Raw genomic sequence first — 14,980 nt, 5'->3', positions numbered from 1 at the left:
TGCTGGTGCGGGCGGTGGTGCTCATGCGTGGATCTCCTCGGTCGTGGTGGGGCCGGCGCCGTGGTCGCCGGTGCGGCGGTCGGGGTCGTCGGACGCCGAGCCTGCGGTGGCGCCGCGGCGGGTCTGTCCTCGCGGGTCACCCGGCCACCACACCTTGTCCCCCACGAGGGTGAACAGGGCGGGCACGACCAGGGTGCGCACGACGAAGGTGTCGAGCAGGACACCGAGGGCGACGATCACGCCGACCTGGGTGAGCACGATCAGCGGAAGGACGCCGAGGACCACGAACACCGAGGCGAGCACGATGCCGGCGGAGGTGATGACGCCGCCCGTCAACGCGACGGCGCGGACCATCGCCTCCCTGGTGGCGTGGGTGGAGGCCTCCTGGCGGGCCCGGATGGTGAGGAAGATCGAGTAGTCCACGCCGAGGGCCACCAGGAACAGGAAGCTGTACAGCGGCACCGACACGTCCAGGCCGGGGAAGCCCAGGATCTGGGTGGTGACGAACGTGCCGAGCCCGAGAGCGGCGAGCGACGAGAGCACGGTCGCCGCCATGACCAGCAGGGGCGCGACGACCGACCGCAGGACCAGAACCAGGACGACGAACACCACGAGCAGGATGAGCGGCGCGATCAGGGTGAGGTCACGCAGGTTGCCCTGGGACGTGTCGACGGCCTCGGCCACCGACCCGCCCACCAGCGCCTCGGCACCGGGGACCGTGTCGACGGCCTCGCGGAGCGCGATCACGCTGTCCTCCGACCGGTCGGTCGCGGGCGCGGCGTCGAGGACCACGGTGACGCGGCTCCATCCCGTTCCGGACTCGCCGGCCGGGCGGGCGGACACGACACCCTCCACATCCCGGACCGCCTCGGTGATCTTTCCCTCGGTGCCGGTGCGGGTGAGCACGGTGACCGGGTCGGTGACGCCGGCCGGGAAGTGCTCGGCGGCGGTCTCCAGCCCGGCGGCCGCCTCGGAGGGGGTGCGGAACTGCTCGGTCTGGCTCAGGCCGATACGGGTGCCGAGCAGGCCGAGCGACAGCACGGCGAGGAGCAGGACACAGGAGACGAGGACCGTCACGGGGCGATTGACCACGCGCGCGGCGACGCGGCCCCAGACGCCCGGGGGGACGTCCTCGTCGAATTCCCGCGGGGTCTCGGGGGCACCGTCGTCGGCGTGCGTGCCGGCGGGCCCCTCGACCGGGCGCGGGATGAACGGCCAGAACAGGCCGCGGCCGCACACGGCCAGCGCGGCGGGCAGCGCGACGAGCGCGTAGACCAGGGCGACCAGCAGGCCCACGGCCGCGGAGGCGCCGAGCGATCGGTAGTTGGGAAGGGCCGCCAGGAGCAGGGTGAGCAGGGCGAGCACGACCGTGACGTTGCTGGCGACGATGGCCGGGACCGCGCCCCGGTACGCGTCGCGGAGGGCGGTTCGACGATCCGAGGTCTTGCGGAGTTCCTCGCGGTAGCGGGACACCAAGAGCAGAGCGTAGTTGGTTCCGGCACCGAAGACGAGGACGGAGACGATGCCGGAGGTGGACCCGTCGACGGTGATGTCGAGTGCCTCGCCGACCTCGGCGACCAGCAACGCTGCGACGCGGTCAGCGACACCGATGATGATCAGCGGGACGAGCCAGAGCACCGGAGAGCGGTAGGTGACGATGAGCAGTACCGCGACGACCAGGGCCGTGGCCGCCAGGAGTCGGAAGTCGGCGCCCTCGAACGCGGCAGCGGTGTCAGCGGCGAACCCCGGGCCGCCGGTGAGCTGGGCGCTGATGCCCTCGTCGAGACCGTCGGCGACGGCGTCCCTCATCTCCGACACCAGGTCGCTGGCCGCGCCCCCGGAGAGGAACTGGGCGTCGACCGGCACCAGCATGAGGGCGGCGGCGCCGTCCTCGGACGGGATGGGGCCCTCTGCGGGAGCACCGACGACCTCGGCCATGCGCTCGCCGGCACCGACGGCCGCGGCGATGCCCTCGGGCCCCAGCTCGCCGCCGTCCTCGCGGGTCACGACGAGGACCGCCGGAACGGACTCGGACCCCGGGAACTCGCGCTGGATCTCGGAGACGAGTGCGGCCTCGGAGTCGTCCGGGAGCGTCTGTGGCCCCTGCGACGAGCCCTCCGATGAGGCGAAGGCGAACACCGCGCCGCTCACGAGGAGCACGACCACGAGCATCAACCACGCGGAGAGCTTGCCCGTGACGACGCCCACCCACCCGTCGGCCGCCCCCGGCCGCCCCGTCGACCCTGACTCGTCTCTAGCCGAGCGCTCAGCTCTCATCGGCTCCCTTGGCTTCACACGTCGTATTCGGAGAGGAACGCCTCGAGGATGGTGGTGACCTCGTCCGGGCGTTCCATGCTGGGTGAGTGCCCCGCGCCGGGGATCTCGCGATAGCGCGAGCCCGCGATCAGCTCGGTGATGCGTCGGGATTTGTCGGGGGGCGTGGCCGCGTCCTCGGACCCCACCACGACCAGGGTCGGGGCGATGATGCGGATGGCCTCGTCCTCGCACGGGTCACGGTCGGCGACGGAGTCGATGGCCTTGACCAGCCCCACGCGATCGGTGCGCTCGAGCTGGGTCATCCACTCCTGCACCCAGGGGGCGTCGAGGTTGCCCTCGGCCAGCATGATCGGCGCCACCCGCGCACGCAGGGGCTTCATGCCGGCCACGCGGTACACCTTGGACAGCGTCTTGTACTTGCTGCGGTTGGCCGGCTCCTCCGCGGTGGCGGCGGTGTCCATGAGCGTCAGGGTGTGCACGATCTCCGGGTTGCGGGCGGCCAGGCGCATCCCCACGAACCCGCCCATGGACAGGCCCACGAAGTTCACCACCGGGATCTGCAGGTGCCGCAGGAGTTCGGACACGTCCACCGTCAGGGTGTCCATGTCGTAGCCACCCATGGCCCGCGGGGAGTTGCCCTGCCCGCGGAAGTCGATCGTCACGCACCGGTACTTGTCGCGCAGACGGGCGATCTGGTGCTGGAACATCCAGCCCGAGAACAGCAAGCCGTGGGCGAAGAACACCACCGGGGCGTCCTGGCGTCCCGCGGGGGCGCCGGTGTCCGTGTAGGCGATCGTCGTGTGACCGCGCTGGAAGGTGGGCATCGTGGCGTTCTCCTGACGTGCTCTCGTGGCCGCCTGGAACGGCCTCTACGGTCGTACGATACGACGCCCGCCCGGGCGCGAGGCGGCCTCGAGCCGATCCGACGTGCGGTCGGCCGACATCGTCACCTCAGGGTGACCAGTCGGCGCGGGTCGTCGGGTCCGGCCGCCCGCTCGAGGTGCTGGTGTTCGTTGACCGCGATACACGTCATCCCGCCCCGACCCACCACGACCCGGGCGGTCCCGGTGTTCACGGTCACGCGCTGCAACCGGGTCCACAGCCCCACGACTCCTTCGGGGTCGGCGAGGAGGCCGGCGACCGCCAGGGAGATCGTGCCGGCGGAGGAGACGACGACGGTCGTCCGGCCCGTCCCGGACCTCGCGGCGGCGTCCGCCAGGGCGTCGTCGGCGTCGCGTCGGTACTCGGCGAACGCCTCGAGTCCCGCCCAGTGTCCGAGGGCGGCGTCGAGTTGACGCTGGAACGCCTGTTTGGCCTCGTCGGAGGCACCGGCGGAGTCGAGGGTCCCGTGCTCCGTGGTCAGGCCGGCCACGCGGGCGGCCTCCAGCACCGCGTCGGCGTCGTACTCGGCCCAGCGCTCGTCGACCTCCACCGCGACGTCCTCGGCGGCGTCCCGGTCGTCGTGGGCGCGTAGCCCGGCGAGCAGGCCCTCCGCCGTCTCGCGCTGCCGGCGCAGGCCGCCGTGGATGATCACGTCGGGCCGCAGCCCGCGGCCGGCCATGTCCTCGCCGGCCAGACGCGCCTGCAGGTGGCCGGTCTCCGACAACCGGTCGTAGTCGCCGCTGCCGAACGAGGCCTGCCCGTGGCGGACGAGGTGGATGGACCCCATCAGCGCCCACCGCCCGACGTGCCGGTGGGTCGCCCGCCGATCACGGGGAGATCGCCGATCACCGGCAGGCCTCCGAGCAGACCCGTCACCTTGCCCCGGACGTCGTGGACGCCCCCGGCGAGCAACGGGAGCACGACCCGGGGGACGCCGAGCAGTTCCGGGACCACGTCACGCGGGGAGACCCGGGTCGGAGTGAGACGACCGTCGCCCGTGCGGATGATGCGCAGGCACCGCTGCTCGAGGAACGCCACTCCGGGGCGGAAGGCGCGGAACGCCGGGTTGGTGGTCTGCCCGTGGAAGTAGCGGTGGTTGATCTGCTGCGCGATCACGGCCAGGCGGAACAGACCGAACACCTCGTAGAAGCGCCACTGCTCCGCGGTGATGTCCAGTCCGGCCCGGCGGGCGTACCGCTCGACGACCTGCTTGCGGGTGAGCATCCCGGGCGCGTGGGTGGGCTGGCGGCGGAACGCCTTGAACAGCGGGCCGTCGTCGTCCTGCACCCAGTAGGCGAGTGCCCCGCCGAGGTCCATGAGCGGGTCGCCGACGGTGGCCATCTCCCAGTCCAGGACGCCGATGACGTGGGTGACGTCCCGGGGATCCAGCACGAGGTTGTCGAAGCGGAAGTCGTTGTGCACCAGGCAGTGGCCCACGTCGTCGGGCTGGTTGGCGTGCAGCCACTTCATCACCGGGGCGAAGTCGGGCACGTCGGGGGTGCGGGCGCGACGGTAGCGGGCGGACCAGCCCTCGACCTGGCGGCGCACGTACCCCTCGCCGCGGTCGAGGTCGCCCAGGCCCGCGGCCCCGACGTCCACCGAGTGGAGGTCGGCGAGCGCGTCGACGGCCGCCTCGGCGAGGCGGCGGGTGGTGACCCGGTCCATGAGCAGTTCGCGGGGCAGCTCCTTGCGCAGGATGGTGCCCTCCATCCGCTCCATCACGTAGAAGTCCGAGCCGATCACCGAGTGGTCGCCGCAGAACCCCACCATGCGCGGCACCAGCGGGTACACCGGTCGCAGCGCCGACTGGACGCGGTGTTCGCGCTTCATGTCGTGGGCACCGCGGGCCTTCGTCCCGGCCGGCGGGCGGCGGAGGACCAGGTCCGCGCCCGGGTAGCGCAGCAGGTAGGTGAGGTTGGACGCGCCACCGGTGTACTGCCGGACCTCGGGGATGACCGGCTCGTCGTCGTCGCCCAGATCCACCCCCGCCAGCACGGTCGGGTCGTCGGGCGTGATCGACCGCAGCCACGCGGCCACGGCCTCGACGTCGAACGCGTCCTCACCGCGCACCGCGTCGGTGCTGGGGACGCGGCGGCGCAGGGCGGCGTCGCGGTCGGGCGCGCCGTCTCGGGCGGTCACCGGTTCGTCCCGGTCTTCTCGGTGCCACCGGTGGTGGCGGCGTCGCGGTAGGGCGCGAGCAGGGCCCGGGCGACGACGCCGAGGTGGACCTCGTCGGGGCCGTCGGCCAGTCGCAGCGACCGCGCGGTGGCGTACGCCCCGGCCAGGGGGAAGTCGTCGCTCATGCCGCCGCCACCGTGGAGCTGCAGGGCCATGTCGATGACCTGCTGCGCCATCTTCGGGACGGCGGCCTTGATGGCACTGACCTCCACTGCGGCCTGTCCCTCGGTGTCGAGCTTCCAGGCTGCGTGCTGGACCAGCAGGCGCGCCTGGTCGATCGCGATGCGCGCCTCGGCGAGACGCTCACGGTTGCCGCCGAGGTTGACGATGGGCTTGCCGAAGGCGACGCGACCCGAGGCACGGCGGCAGGCCAGGTCCAGCGCCATCTCCGACAGGCCGATCAACCGCATGCAGTGGTGGACGCGCCCCGGGCCCAGTCGGCCCTGCGCGATCTCCGCGGCCCTGCCCGGTCCGGCGATGATGCTGGACACCGGGAGCCGCACGCCCTCCAGCGTCACCTCGCCGTGGCCGAGCGGTTCGTCGTAGACCCCCTGGGCGGTGAGCATGCGCTCGACGCGGACCCCGGGGGCGTCCATCGGCACCAGGACCATCGAGTGGCGCAGGTAGCGGTGCGCGTCCGGATCGGACACGCCCATGAAGATGCCCACCTTGCAGTCCGGGTGACCGACGCCCGTGGACCACCACTTCCGGCCGTCGAGGACGACCTCGTCACCGTCGATGCGGGCGGTGGCGGCCATGTTCGAGGCGTCCGAGGAGGCCACGTCCGGCTCGGTCATGAGGAAGGCGCTGCGGATCCTCCCGTCGAGCAGCGGGTCCAGCCACCGGTCCTTCTGCTCCTGTGAGCCGTACTTGAGCAGGACCTCCATGTTCCCGGTGTCCGGGGCGTTGCAGTTGAACACCAGCGGGGCGAGGAACGAGCGGCCCATCTCCTCGGCGACCGGCGCATAGTCGGTGTTGCTCAGGCCGGTGCCGCCGTGGGTGCCGTAGCGCTCGGCATAGGGCCCCTCGTGTCCGGCCGGGAGGAAGAGGTTCCACAGTCCCTGCTCGCGGGCGCGGGCCTGGAGCTCCGTGACCCGCGGATCGACCGCCCACGGGTCCTGGCCGGCGAGCCGACGCCGGGCGATATCGGCGTGGATCTCCGGCTCCACCGGGGCGATGTGGGTGTCGATGAACTCGCGGACGGCTGCGGTGAGCTCAGCGGCGCGGGGCGAGGAGGAGAAGTCCATGGGTTCATCGTGGCACAGCCCGACGAACGGGTCCCGGCTCCGCGGCGTCTCCACGCGCGGGCCGGGGCCGGGGGTCGCGCGCGGGCCCGCCGACGGGTGACCCACAATGGCGAGACGGAGACCCCCTCCGCGACCCGCCCGACCGGTGGGTCGTCACAGCGAGAGCGAGACGCCCGACGATGCTGCCGGACACCGAGGGTTGGTTCCGACGCCGGAGCCTGACCGCCCGGGACTTCGACGCCGCCGGGGTGGCCGCGGCGAAGGCCGGCCGACGCCTGTCGGTGGTGCTGCCCGCCCGCGACGAGGAGGCCACGGTCGGCGCCATCGTCACCGCGCTGCGCGAGCACCTGGTGGAGGCGGTGCCGCTGCTCGACGAGATCGTCGTGATCGACTCCGACTCCACCGACGACACCGCGCGGGTCGCCCGCGCGGCCGGCGCCGTGGTCCACGCGCAGTCCGAGATCCTGCCGGAGTGGGGGTCGGTCCCGGGCAAGGGCGAGGCGCTGTGGAAGTCCCTCGCGGTGACGACCGGGGACGTGGTGGCGTTCATCGACGCCGACCTGCGCGACTTCGACCCGACCTTCGCCGTGGGGTTGCTGGCCCCGCTGGTCCTGGATCCGTCGCTGGGCTTCGTCAAGGGGTGCTACGACCGGCCGCTCGCGGACGGCGCCACGGTGCTGCCCTCGGGGGGCGGGCGGGTGACCGAACTCGTGGCCCGACCGCTCATCGACGCCTGGTGGCCGGAGCTGGCGGGGTTCGTCCAGCCACTCGCCGGGGAGTACGCGGCCACCCGGGAGGTCCTCGAGCAGATACCGTTCGCCCGGGGCTACGGCGTGGAACTCGCGCTCCTGGTGGACGTGTGGGAACTGGTGGGACTCGACGCGATGGCGCAGGTGGACCTGGGCACCCGGCGTCACCGCAACTCCCCCGACGACTCGCTGGCCCGGATGGCCGCGCAGATCCAGCTCACCGCACTCGACCGTCTCATCCGCGCGGGCCGCGTCACCACGACGGCCGAGCCGCATCAGCGGCTCACCACGTTCACCCGGTCGCTGGCGGGGGCCTACTCGCCCACCACCACGCGCATCGAGACCGGCGACAGGCCTCCGATGTGCGAGGTGAGGGTTCAGCCGCGGGCGGGCTCCTGATCCTCGGGGCTGCGGGCGTCCGGCTCCTGCCGCGCCCGCGCGCGGCGGCGGTCGCGTAGCGCCCACACCGCGAGGCCGACGGCGGCCACGGCCAGCGCGGCGACGGCGAACCACAGGTCGTCGATCCCCGCGACCCGGCGCTCGATGGCGAGCTGCAGGTCGAACTGGGCGTCCACTCCCATCACCGAGCCGAGGGCCGCGGTGCCGTCGGTGAGGACGAACAGCAGTCCCACCACGATGAACAGCACCCCGGCGATGAGTGAGGTGGTGTGCGTGCGGATGGGTCCCAGGGTGACGTCGCGACCGCGGATCCATCGCCGACGCGACACGCCCAGCCGGTCCCACGCCAGGGCGAGCACCGCGAGCGGGACGACCATGCCGACCGCGTAGGCGCCCATGACGGCCGCACCGTAGGCGGGCGAACCCCCGGCCATCGCCAGGGTGAGGACACCGCCGAGCAGCGGGCCCGAGCAGAATCCGGCGAACCCGTAGAGGGCGCCCAGCGCGAGGACGGCCACGGGGCCGCTGCCCGTGACGCGGGACGAGGCGTCCGAGAGTCCGGGGAGCCGGAAGCCGCCCCCGAGCGCGGTGTAGACACCCAGGGCGACGACGACGAGGCCACCGATCAACGTCACGGTCCCGCGGTGGACGGTGAACAGCGAACCGATGGCCCCGACCCCCGCGCCGAGCGGGACCAGGACGATGGCGAGGCCGAGCAGGAACAGCCCGGTCCGGGCGAGGAGCACCCGGCGGGTTCCGAAGGCGTAGGCGAAGAAGGCGGGCAGCAGCAGGGCCGAGCACGGGCTGAGGATGCTCAGGACGCCGCCGAGGAATCCGCCGATCAGTCCGATCTGTTCGGTCATCGGGCCCACGTCACCCGTCGAGTGAGCTGTCGATGACGTTGCGGAACGTCTCCGTGGAGCGGGCGCCGATGATGCCCGTGCCGTTGATGAGGAACGTCGGGGTCGAGGTGGCACCGAGTGCGGTGGCCGCCTCGTAGTCGGCCCGGATCGCCTCGTCGTACCGGTCGCTGGTCATGTCCTCGCGGAAGCGCTCGATGTCGGCGACGCCGGCCTCGCGGGCGTACCCGACCAACTTCTCCTCGCCGAGGTCCGGATGACCGCGGTCGGGGGAGTCGGCGAAGACCACCTCGGTGAACTCCCAGAACCGCCCCTGGTCGGCGGCGGCGCGGCCGGCTCGCGCGGCGGCCATCGACTGCTCACCGAAGATCGGCAGGTCCCGCCATTCGATCCGCAGGTCGCCCTTCTCGACGTACTCCTCGACCAGGGCGGGCTCCACCTCGCGGGAGAACTTGGCGCAGAACGGGCAGCGGAAGTCGGTGTACATGGTCATCACGACCGGTGCGTCGACGGGCCCCATGGCCATCGGGTCGCCCTCCTCGAAGCGCGCGATGCCCTCCATGGACTCCGGGCCGGGGGCCTGTTCCGGGCTGGTCTGGCGGTCGTCGGACACCTCCGACGTCCCCGCGGCGGACCCGTCGGCCGACGGTTCGCCCCCGCCCACCTCGCGGGCGAGGAGGATCGCCACGAGGGCGAGGAGTACGGCCACCACGAGGGACAACGCGATGACCGGGACGCTCGGACGACGGGACACTTCAGGTCTCCTGCGGGTGCTATCGAGAACGGGGACCGACCCGCGAGCGGGCCAGTTACTACTACGTTGCATAGTAGTTCGCGTCGGTGGCGCGATGTCAACCCGCCAGCGCGGAGCACATCCCCAGCACGAGTGTCGTCGCCGCGGCCGCGGAGACCGCCGCCGGCGAGACCGCGTGCACGAGCGCCAGCGCGAGGCCGGGCCCCGTCCCCCGGGGCCCGGCCGGCACCGAGGACAGGACGGCCACCCGGCCGGCCGGGGCGCCGAGCTCGCCGAGGGCACCGCGCACGGCCGCCGCTCCACCGGCACCGAGCGCGGCCCGCCGGTCCGCGGCCAGCTCGGCGAGGACGGACACCTCCGCTGCCGCTCGCCGCAGCAGGGGCACCGGAGAGAACACCGTGCGCAGTGCCGCCGCCGACGTCACCGCGACGTGGTGACGTCCCCGCAGATGCGCGATCTCGTGGTCGAGCACGGCCCGTCGGCGCTCCTCGCCGAGATCCCACAGGGCGGTGGAGGCCACCACCGTCCCGCCGGGCGAGGCCGACCCGCGTCGCCCCACGCCCGGGAGCCCGCGCGCCGACGCCCCCGGCAACGCGTAGGCGACGGGTTCGTCGTCGGCGATCCACCACACCCGTACCCCGTCGACGTGGTCGGTGGCCTCGACCAGTGACCGCAGGGACCGGGCGTGCGCCCGCGCCGAGCGCCGGGCCCGGGACATCGCCGCCACGACCACCGTGACCGCGGACACCGCCGCCACCACGGCCACCGCGACGACCACGCCACGGACGGCGGCCGGCCACACACCGCTCGCCGCCGGATCGAACATCGTCGCGCAGGCCGTGACGGCGGTGGCGGCGGGCGCGAACCCCCTCAGCGGCTGCACGTGCATCACCACCGGGGCGGCGACGAGCAGGGTCACGAAGACGACGCCGGTGCCGATCCAGGCGCCCAGCGCGACGCCCGGCCGCGCCGCCGCGTCCACGGCGCGCCGCAGGTAGGCAGGGCCGGCGGCGCCGACGACCAGCGCCGCGAGCAGCATCCCGATGCCCATCAGGTGTCCCCGCCTCCGCGGAGGCGCGCGGTGATCCTGCGGAGCACTCCCGCCTCCTCCGGGGCCAGGTCTCCACCCTCCCTCGAGACGAAGTGCAGGAGGAGCTTCTCCGCGTCGCCACTCGACAGGAGCAGTTCACCCAGGGCGTCGGCGCCGAAGTCCTCGCGGCTGCGCGCGGGCCGGTACCGGTACCCGCGTCCGACCTTCTCGCGCGTCACCGCCCCTTTGTCGTACAGGTGCGCCAGCACGGTCATCACGGTCGTGTAGGCCAGGGGCCGCCGGTCCGCGAGCCGATCCGAGACCTCGCGGACGGACAGGTCGTCGCCGTCACCCGCGCACTCGTCCCACAGCAATTCGAGGACGGCGGTCTCGAGCTCACCGAGACCGGGCAGCGAATGCACCACGACAGCGCTCCTCCCGATCGATCTACCAGGGCCGGTGGCGGATACCCCGCCCGTATGCTGACCATGGTGGCATGAACCACTCGTCCGGCGCGTCGGCCGCCCCCCGGAACGCGCCCGCTCCCGAGACCGCCTCTTCCGAGGCCGCGTCAGCCCAGACCGTGCCTTCCGAGACCACGTCGACGCCGGCGGTGTTCGCCCCCGCCCGCGCCGCCCTGGCGGCGCTCGGGACCTTCCTGCTGATCGGCATCCCCACCGACATCCTGCCCAACCCGGTGTTCGGCCGCGAGATCCCCGTCCGCTGGTGGGAGTACCCGGTGCTCGCCGCCACCGTACTGCTCACCGCCGCCTGGTTCGGCATCAGGTCCGCGCGGGAGGCCGGCGTCGGCAGCGCCGCCAGGCATCCCGCCGGAGCCGAGCCGTCCGAACGCCCTGCGCTGGTCACCGTGGGCGTGGCGACCGCCTGGTTCGCGGTGGCGTGCCCCGTCTGCAACAAGATCGTGCTGATCCTGCTCGGCACCACCGGCGCGCTCGGGGTGTGGGCCCCGCTGCAGCCGTGGCTCGCGGCCCTGTCGCTGGCCCTCCTGGCCGGCGCCATGATCTACCGGTGGCGGGCCCGCCCCTGCGCCGATGGCGCCTGCGCGTCCGACGCCTGCGCGGTGCCGCCCACCGGGAGCGGGGACCGCGCTACCGACGCCGCGCGGACCCGCTGAGCATCGGCGTCAACGGCACCACCGGCGGGAACGGACGGGCCTGCAGGCCGGAGACGTCGAAGCCCGCCTCCGCGACGTGCCGGGCGGTGTCGCGGTTCGGGTGACACCCGCCTCCGAGTCGGCTCCACACGGGCTCGATCCGGTCGGCGACGCGACCCAGCCGACCGTCGGCCCGGACGTGTTCGAGCAGACGCAGCTCGCCGTGCGGGGCGAGCACCCGCCGGGCCTCGGCCAGGGCGGCCGGGACGTCGGGGACGGTGCACAGGACGAGCCCGAACACCACGGCGTCGGCCTCACCGTCGGCGAGCGGGAGCGCCTCCGCCACCGTGTCCACCACCTCGACGTCCACCGCCGCCCGCTGTGCGTGCCGGCGGGCGTACGCGCGCAGGTGCGGGTCCGGTTCGACCGCCACCACCCGGGTGACCTCCGGCGGGTAGTGCTCGAAAGTCACCCCGCTGCCGGCGCCGACCTCCACCACCGTGCCCGACAGGCCGTCGACCAGACGCCGTCGCGACTCGGACAGGCCGATCCACTCCAGCACCGGGCTGGCCACCACCCACGCGCGGGCGAAGAGTGACGCATCCTGCCGTTCGCGAGACCTATTCATGCGAAGATACGGTACCGGGTATCCGCCGGTCCCGGGGCCGGTCCAACGATTCCCACCGACACAGCGATTGCCACCGACACAGCTATTCTCGCCGACACAGGGAGGTCCGCCGCGATGCGCACGACGACCGGGTTACCGGACTGGGACACGGTTCTGGCCGTGGTCGCCCACCCTGACGACGAGTCCTTCGGCCTCGGCGCGATCCTCTCGACCCTCGCGGTCGCAGGCGCGCGTGTCCACGTCCTCTGCATGACCCGGGGCGAGGCCTCGACCCTCCACGGCGCCCGTGGAGAGGAGATCGAGGGCGAGCTGTCCGTGATCCGCGAGCGCGAACTACGCGCCGCCGCCGACGCGCTCGGCGCGCAGGGGGTCACCCTCCTGGACCTCCCCGACGGTGGACTGACGGCGCTCGGTGCGGCCGGGCTCGACGACGCGGTCGAGCAGGAGATCGAGGCGGTGAGGCCTGACGGGCTGGTCGCCTTCGACTCCACCGGCATCAGCGGCCACCCCGACCACGTGGCCGCCACCGCGGCGGCCGTCCGCGCGGGCGAGCGCCACGACCTGGGGGTGCTGGCGTGGGTCCTCCCCGACGACCTCTGCGCCACACTGGCGGGCGAGGGGTACGCCGGGTTCCTCGGGCGCCCGGCCGACGAGATCGACCTGGCCCTGACCGTCGACCGTGCCGCGCAGCTGGCCGCGGTGGAATGTCACCCCAGCCAGGCCGTCCCGGGCAGCGTGCTGTGGAGGAGACTGGAACTGCAGGGAGACACCGAACACCTCCGGTGGCTCCGCCACCCCTGACCGCCCTGTCTGACCGAACCACCGAACCACCGAACCAGTCGCCGGCGAACCGGCCCTCCGCACCGAAAGGACCACCGCCCGTGGACGCCTCCGAATGGAACGCCCGTTACCTCGCGCAGCCCGACGTCTGGGGCACGACCCCCGCCGCCCGGATCGTCGCCGAGGTGACGGCCGCCGAGGACACCGGGCTGGACGTGGGCACCGCCGTCGACCTGGCCTGCGGTGACGGCCGGCACGCGCGGTGGCTCGCCGCGCACGGCTGGCAGGTGCAGGCGGTCGACTTCTCCGAGGTCGCCATCGAGCAGGCCCGCGCCAAGGACTCCGACGACGGACGCAGCGGCAGCGTCGACTGGGTCGTCGGCGACGCCACCACCTGGGCCCCGTCCGAGGCCGTCGACCTCGTCGTCGTCGGATTCCTCCACCTCGACCTCCCCGCACTGACCGCCGTGCTGCGCAGCGCCGGCACCTGGCTGCGCCCCGGCGGCCACCTGGTCTACCTCGGCCACGCCGCCGAGAACCTCCGCCGCGGCGTCGGCGGCCCGCAGGATCCCACCGTGCTCCCCGACATCGCCGACCTCGCCCGCGGCGCCGAGGGACTCGAGGTGGTCTCGCTGCGGCACGACCTGCGGCCTGCCGGCAAGGCCACCGCCGTCGACGTGCTCCTGCACGCCCGGACCTGGGGCGGGGCGTGACCCGCGCCGGCGACGCCACGCACACCGCACCGGAGACGGGCCGGGCAACGGCGCAGCGGCGGATCCTCACCGTCCTCGTCCTGGCCCAGTTGCTCGCCGGGGCCGGACTCGCCGCGGGCATCACCGTGGGTGCGCTGCTCGCCGAGGACCTGCTCGGTGGCCCCGGCCTGTCCGGCCTACCGTCGGCACTGTTCACCGGTGGCTCCGCCCTCGCCGCGATCGCGGTCGGCAAGCTCTCCCAGGCCCGCGGCCGCCGCCCGGGCCTGGCCGCCGGATTCGCGGTCGGCGCACTCGGTGCGGTCGGCATCGTCGCGGCCACCGCCCTCGAATCGCTGCCGCTGCTGTTCGCCTCGTTCGTCATCTACGGCTCCGGCACGGCCACCAACCTGCAGGCCCGCTACGCCGGCGCCGACCTCGCCACCGACGCCACCCGCGCCCGGTCCCTGTCCTACGTTCTGCTCGGCACCACCGCGGGCGCCGTCGCCGGGCCCAACCTCGTGGGGCCCACCGGCGTCGTCGCCGAGGCGCTGGGCCTGGCCCCGCTCGCGGGACCGTTCCTCCTCGCCGCCGCGGCCTACGGCGGTGCCGCGCTGGTCATCTCCCTGCTGCTGCGGCCCGACCCCCTGCTCGAGGCGCGCAGGATGGAGATCGCGGCAGCGGAGGCGGCGCTCACCTCGTCGTCGTCGTCATCGACACCGTCACCGTCGCCGTCCCCCTCCCCCGCCGCGGAGGCCGCGGCCACCGCCGCCGACTCCGAACGGCACGCCGTGGCGCCCGTACCGACCCGCATTTGGACGGCCGACGTCATCACCGGTGTCGTGGTGATGGCGCTGACCCAGTTCGTCATGGTCGGGCTCATGACCATGACCCCCGTGCACATGCGCGCCCACGACCACACCGTGACCGTGGTGGGCGTCGTGATCTCGCTGCACGTCGCCGCGATGTTCCTGCCCGCGCCCCTGTCCGGACTGCTCGTGGACAAGTTCGGCACCCGCGCAGTGGCGGTGTCCGCGGGCCTGGTGCTGTTGGCCGCCGGAGGGCTCGCCGCCCTGGCCCCGCCGCAGTCGACGGCGCTCGTCGCGCTGGCACTGATCCTGCTGGGACTGGGCTGGAGCCTGGGACTGGTCGCCGGCACGACCGTCCTCACGACGTCCGTCCCGACCACCGTGCGCGCCAGCGTCCAGGGGCAGGCCGATGTGGCCGTGGCGCTGTCCGGCGCGGCCGGCGGTCTGCTGTCCGGCCTGGTGTTCGCGTGGATCGACTTCCGCGGGCTGGGCTTCACGCTCGCCGCACTGTCGCTCGTCGTGGTGGCGGCTGTGCGGCCGCGGACCGCGCGCCGGACGGTCGCCCCGGCGTCGACGGTTTGACG

General features: G+C 73.5%; 15 protein-coding genes. 5 read left to right on the top strand and 10 right to left on the bottom strand.

The window, feature by feature from the left end:
• Positions 1-21: 21 nt before the first annotated feature.
• From Q2K20_RS00775 to Q2K20_RS00755, 5 genes are all read right to left on the bottom strand, one after another.
• The gene (locus Q2K20_RS00775) at positions 22-2,172 is read right to left on the bottom strand and encodes an MMPL family transporter (protein WP_227022207.1); all 2,151 of its coding nucleotides are present in this window, start codon (positions 2,170-2,172) and stop codon (positions 22-24) included.
• Between the two features lie 119 nt (positions 2,173-2,291).
• Positions 2,292-3,101 carry an alpha/beta fold hydrolase gene (locus Q2K20_RS00770; protein WP_069389914.1) on the bottom strand — a complete coding sequence of 270 codons (810 nt, stop codon included), beginning with the start codon at positions 3,099-3,101 and terminating at the stop codon, positions 2,292-2,294.
• 122 nt (positions 3,102-3,223) lie between these two features.
• Positions 3,224-3,946, bottom strand: coding sequence for a histidine phosphatase family protein (locus Q2K20_RS00765; RefSeq protein ID WP_069389915.1), 723 nt, complete (start codon positions 3,944-3,946; stop codon positions 3,224-3,226).
• Complete coding sequence (locus tag Q2K20_RS00760) at positions 3,946-5,298, bottom strand: phosphotransferase family protein (protein WP_386850674.1); 1,353 nt, start codon at positions 5,296-5,298, stop codon at positions 3,946-3,948. Before Q2K20_RS00760 ends, Q2K20_RS00765 begins: the two co-directional genes overlap by 1 nt.
• A complete protein-coding gene (locus Q2K20_RS00755; RefSeq protein ID WP_096906620.1) occupies positions 5,295-6,584 on the bottom strand; it encodes an acyl-CoA dehydrogenase family protein in 1,290 nt (429 codons plus the stop codon). The genes Q2K20_RS00760 and Q2K20_RS00755 overlap by 4 nt, the downstream gene beginning before the upstream one ends.
• Positions 6,585-6,763: 179 nt before the next feature.
• On the opposite strand from Q2K20_RS00755, the gene Q2K20_RS00750 reads away from it, so the two are divergent.
• A complete protein-coding gene (locus Q2K20_RS00750) occupies positions 6,764-7,732 on the top strand; it encodes a glucosyl-3-phosphoglycerate synthase (protein ID WP_096906619.1) in 969 nt (322 codons plus the stop codon).
• On the opposite strand, the gene Q2K20_RS00745 is transcribed toward Q2K20_RS00750, so the two are convergent.
• The 4 genes from Q2K20_RS00745 to Q2K20_RS00730 all read right to left on the bottom strand — a co-directional run bounded on the left by Q2K20_RS00745 (position 7,711) and on the right by Q2K20_RS00730 (position 10,798).
• Entirely contained in the window at positions 7,711-8,595 is an 885-nt protein-coding gene (locus tag Q2K20_RS00745; RefSeq protein WP_096907439.1) for a cytochrome c biogenesis CcdA family protein, read from the bottom strand. The two genes, Q2K20_RS00750 and Q2K20_RS00745, sit on opposite strands and share 22 nt — an antisense overlap.
• Positions 8,596-8,605: 10 nt before the next feature.
• On the bottom strand, positions 8,606-9,346 hold the full coding sequence (locus tag Q2K20_RS00740) for a DsbA family protein (protein ID WP_069389322.1): 741 nt from the start codon (positions 9,344-9,346) through the stop codon (positions 8,606-8,608).
• Positions 9,347-9,443: 97 nt separating this feature from the next.
• Positions 9,444-10,397, bottom strand: a complete 954-nt coding sequence (locus tag Q2K20_RS00735; RefSeq protein WP_096906618.1) for a M48 family metalloprotease — start codon at positions 10,395-10,397, stop codon at positions 9,444-9,446.
• Positions 10,397-10,798 carry a BlaI/MecI/CopY family transcriptional regulator gene (locus tag Q2K20_RS00730; protein ID WP_096907438.1) on the bottom strand — a complete coding sequence of 134 codons (402 nt, stop codon included), beginning with the start codon at positions 10,796-10,798 and terminating at the stop codon, positions 10,397-10,399. The genes Q2K20_RS00735 and Q2K20_RS00730 overlap by 1 nt, the downstream gene beginning before the upstream one ends.
• Positions 10,799-10,872: 74 nt before the next feature.
• On the opposite strand from Q2K20_RS00730, the gene Q2K20_RS00725 reads away from it, so the two are divergent.
• Complete coding sequence (locus Q2K20_RS00725; protein ID WP_317176515.1) at positions 10,873-11,511, top strand: hypothetical protein; 639 nt, start codon at positions 10,873-10,875, stop codon at positions 11,509-11,511.
• Here the strand turns inward: Q2K20_RS00725 and Q2K20_RS00720 are convergent.
• Positions 11,486-12,118 carry a class I SAM-dependent methyltransferase gene (locus tag Q2K20_RS00720; RefSeq protein WP_096906617.1) on the bottom strand — a complete coding sequence of 211 codons (633 nt, stop codon included), beginning with the start codon at positions 12,116-12,118 and terminating at the stop codon, positions 11,486-11,488. The two genes, Q2K20_RS00725 and Q2K20_RS00720, sit on opposite strands and share 26 nt — an antisense overlap.
• Before the next feature lie 114 nt (positions 12,119-12,232).
• Between Q2K20_RS00720 and Q2K20_RS00715 the strand changes: the two genes are divergently transcribed.
• From Q2K20_RS00715 to Q2K20_RS00705, 3 genes are all read left to right on the top strand, one after another.
• On the top strand, positions 12,233-12,919 hold the full coding sequence (locus Q2K20_RS00715) for a PIG-L deacetylase family protein (RefSeq protein ID WP_317176514.1): 687 nt from the start codon (positions 12,233-12,235) through the stop codon (positions 12,917-12,919).
• An 80-nt stretch (positions 12,920-12,999) separates the two neighbouring features.
• Positions 13,000-13,611 carry a class I SAM-dependent methyltransferase gene (locus Q2K20_RS00710; RefSeq protein WP_096906615.1) on the top strand — a complete coding sequence of 204 codons (612 nt, stop codon included), beginning with the start codon at positions 13,000-13,002 and terminating at the stop codon, positions 13,609-13,611.
• Positions 13,608-14,978, top strand: a complete 1,371-nt coding sequence (locus Q2K20_RS00705) for an MFS transporter (RefSeq protein WP_283466037.1) — start codon at positions 13,608-13,610, stop codon at positions 14,976-14,978. Before Q2K20_RS00710 ends, Q2K20_RS00705 begins: the two co-directional genes overlap by 4 nt.
• The last annotated feature ends 2 nt before the right edge of the window (positions 14,979-14,980 follow it).

This window comes from Dietzia sp. IN118 (genome assembly GCF_032905965.1).
Classification (GTDB): Bacteria; Actinomycetota; Actinomycetes; order Mycobacteriales; family Mycobacteriaceae; genus Dietzia; species Dietzia kunjamensis.
This window is presented reverse-complemented; position numbering and strand designations above follow the sequence as displayed.

What these genes read in the sequence shown, in the direction of transcription:
- Q2K20_RS00725 (WP_317176515.1), top strand. Translation starts at nt 10,873, where the DNA reads ATGAACCACTCGTCCGGCGCGTCGGCCGCCCCCCGGAACGCGCCCGCT.
- Q2K20_RS00750 (WP_096906619.1), top strand. Translation starts at nt 6,764, where the DNA reads ATGCTGCCGGACACCGAGGGTTGGTTCCGACGCCGGAGCCTGACCGCC.
- Q2K20_RS00745 (WP_096907439.1), bottom strand. Translation starts at nt 8,595, where the DNA reads ATGACCGAACAGATCGGACTGATCGGCGGATTCCTCGGCGGCGTCCTG.
- Q2K20_RS00755 (WP_096906620.1), bottom strand. Translation starts at nt 6,584, where the DNA reads ATGGACTTCTCCTCCTCGCCCCGCGCCGCTGAGCTCACCGCAGCCGTC.
- Q2K20_RS00775 (WP_227022207.1), bottom strand. Translation starts at nt 2,172, where the DNA reads ATGCTCGTGGTCGTGCTCCTCGTGAGCGGCGCGGTGTTCGCCTTCGCC.
- Q2K20_RS00715 (WP_317176514.1), top strand. Translation starts at nt 12,233, where the DNA reads ATGCGCACGACGACCGGGTTACCGGACTGGGACACGGTTCTGGCCGTG.
- Q2K20_RS00770 (WP_069389914.1), bottom strand. Translation starts at nt 3,101, where the DNA reads ATGCCCACCTTCCAGCGCGGTCACACGACGATCGCCTACACGGACACC.
- Q2K20_RS00765 (WP_069389915.1), bottom strand. Translation starts at nt 3,946, where the DNA reads ATGGGGTCCATCCACCTCGTCCGCCACGGGCAGGCCTCGTTCGGCAGC.
- Q2K20_RS00735 (WP_096906618.1), bottom strand. Translation starts at nt 10,397, where the DNA reads ATGGGCATCGGGATGCTGCTCGCGGCGCTGGTCGTCGGCGCCGCCGGC.
- Q2K20_RS00720 (WP_096906617.1), bottom strand. Translation starts at nt 12,118, where the DNA reads ATGAATAGGTCTCGCGAACGGCAGGATGCGTCACTCTTCGCCCGCGCG.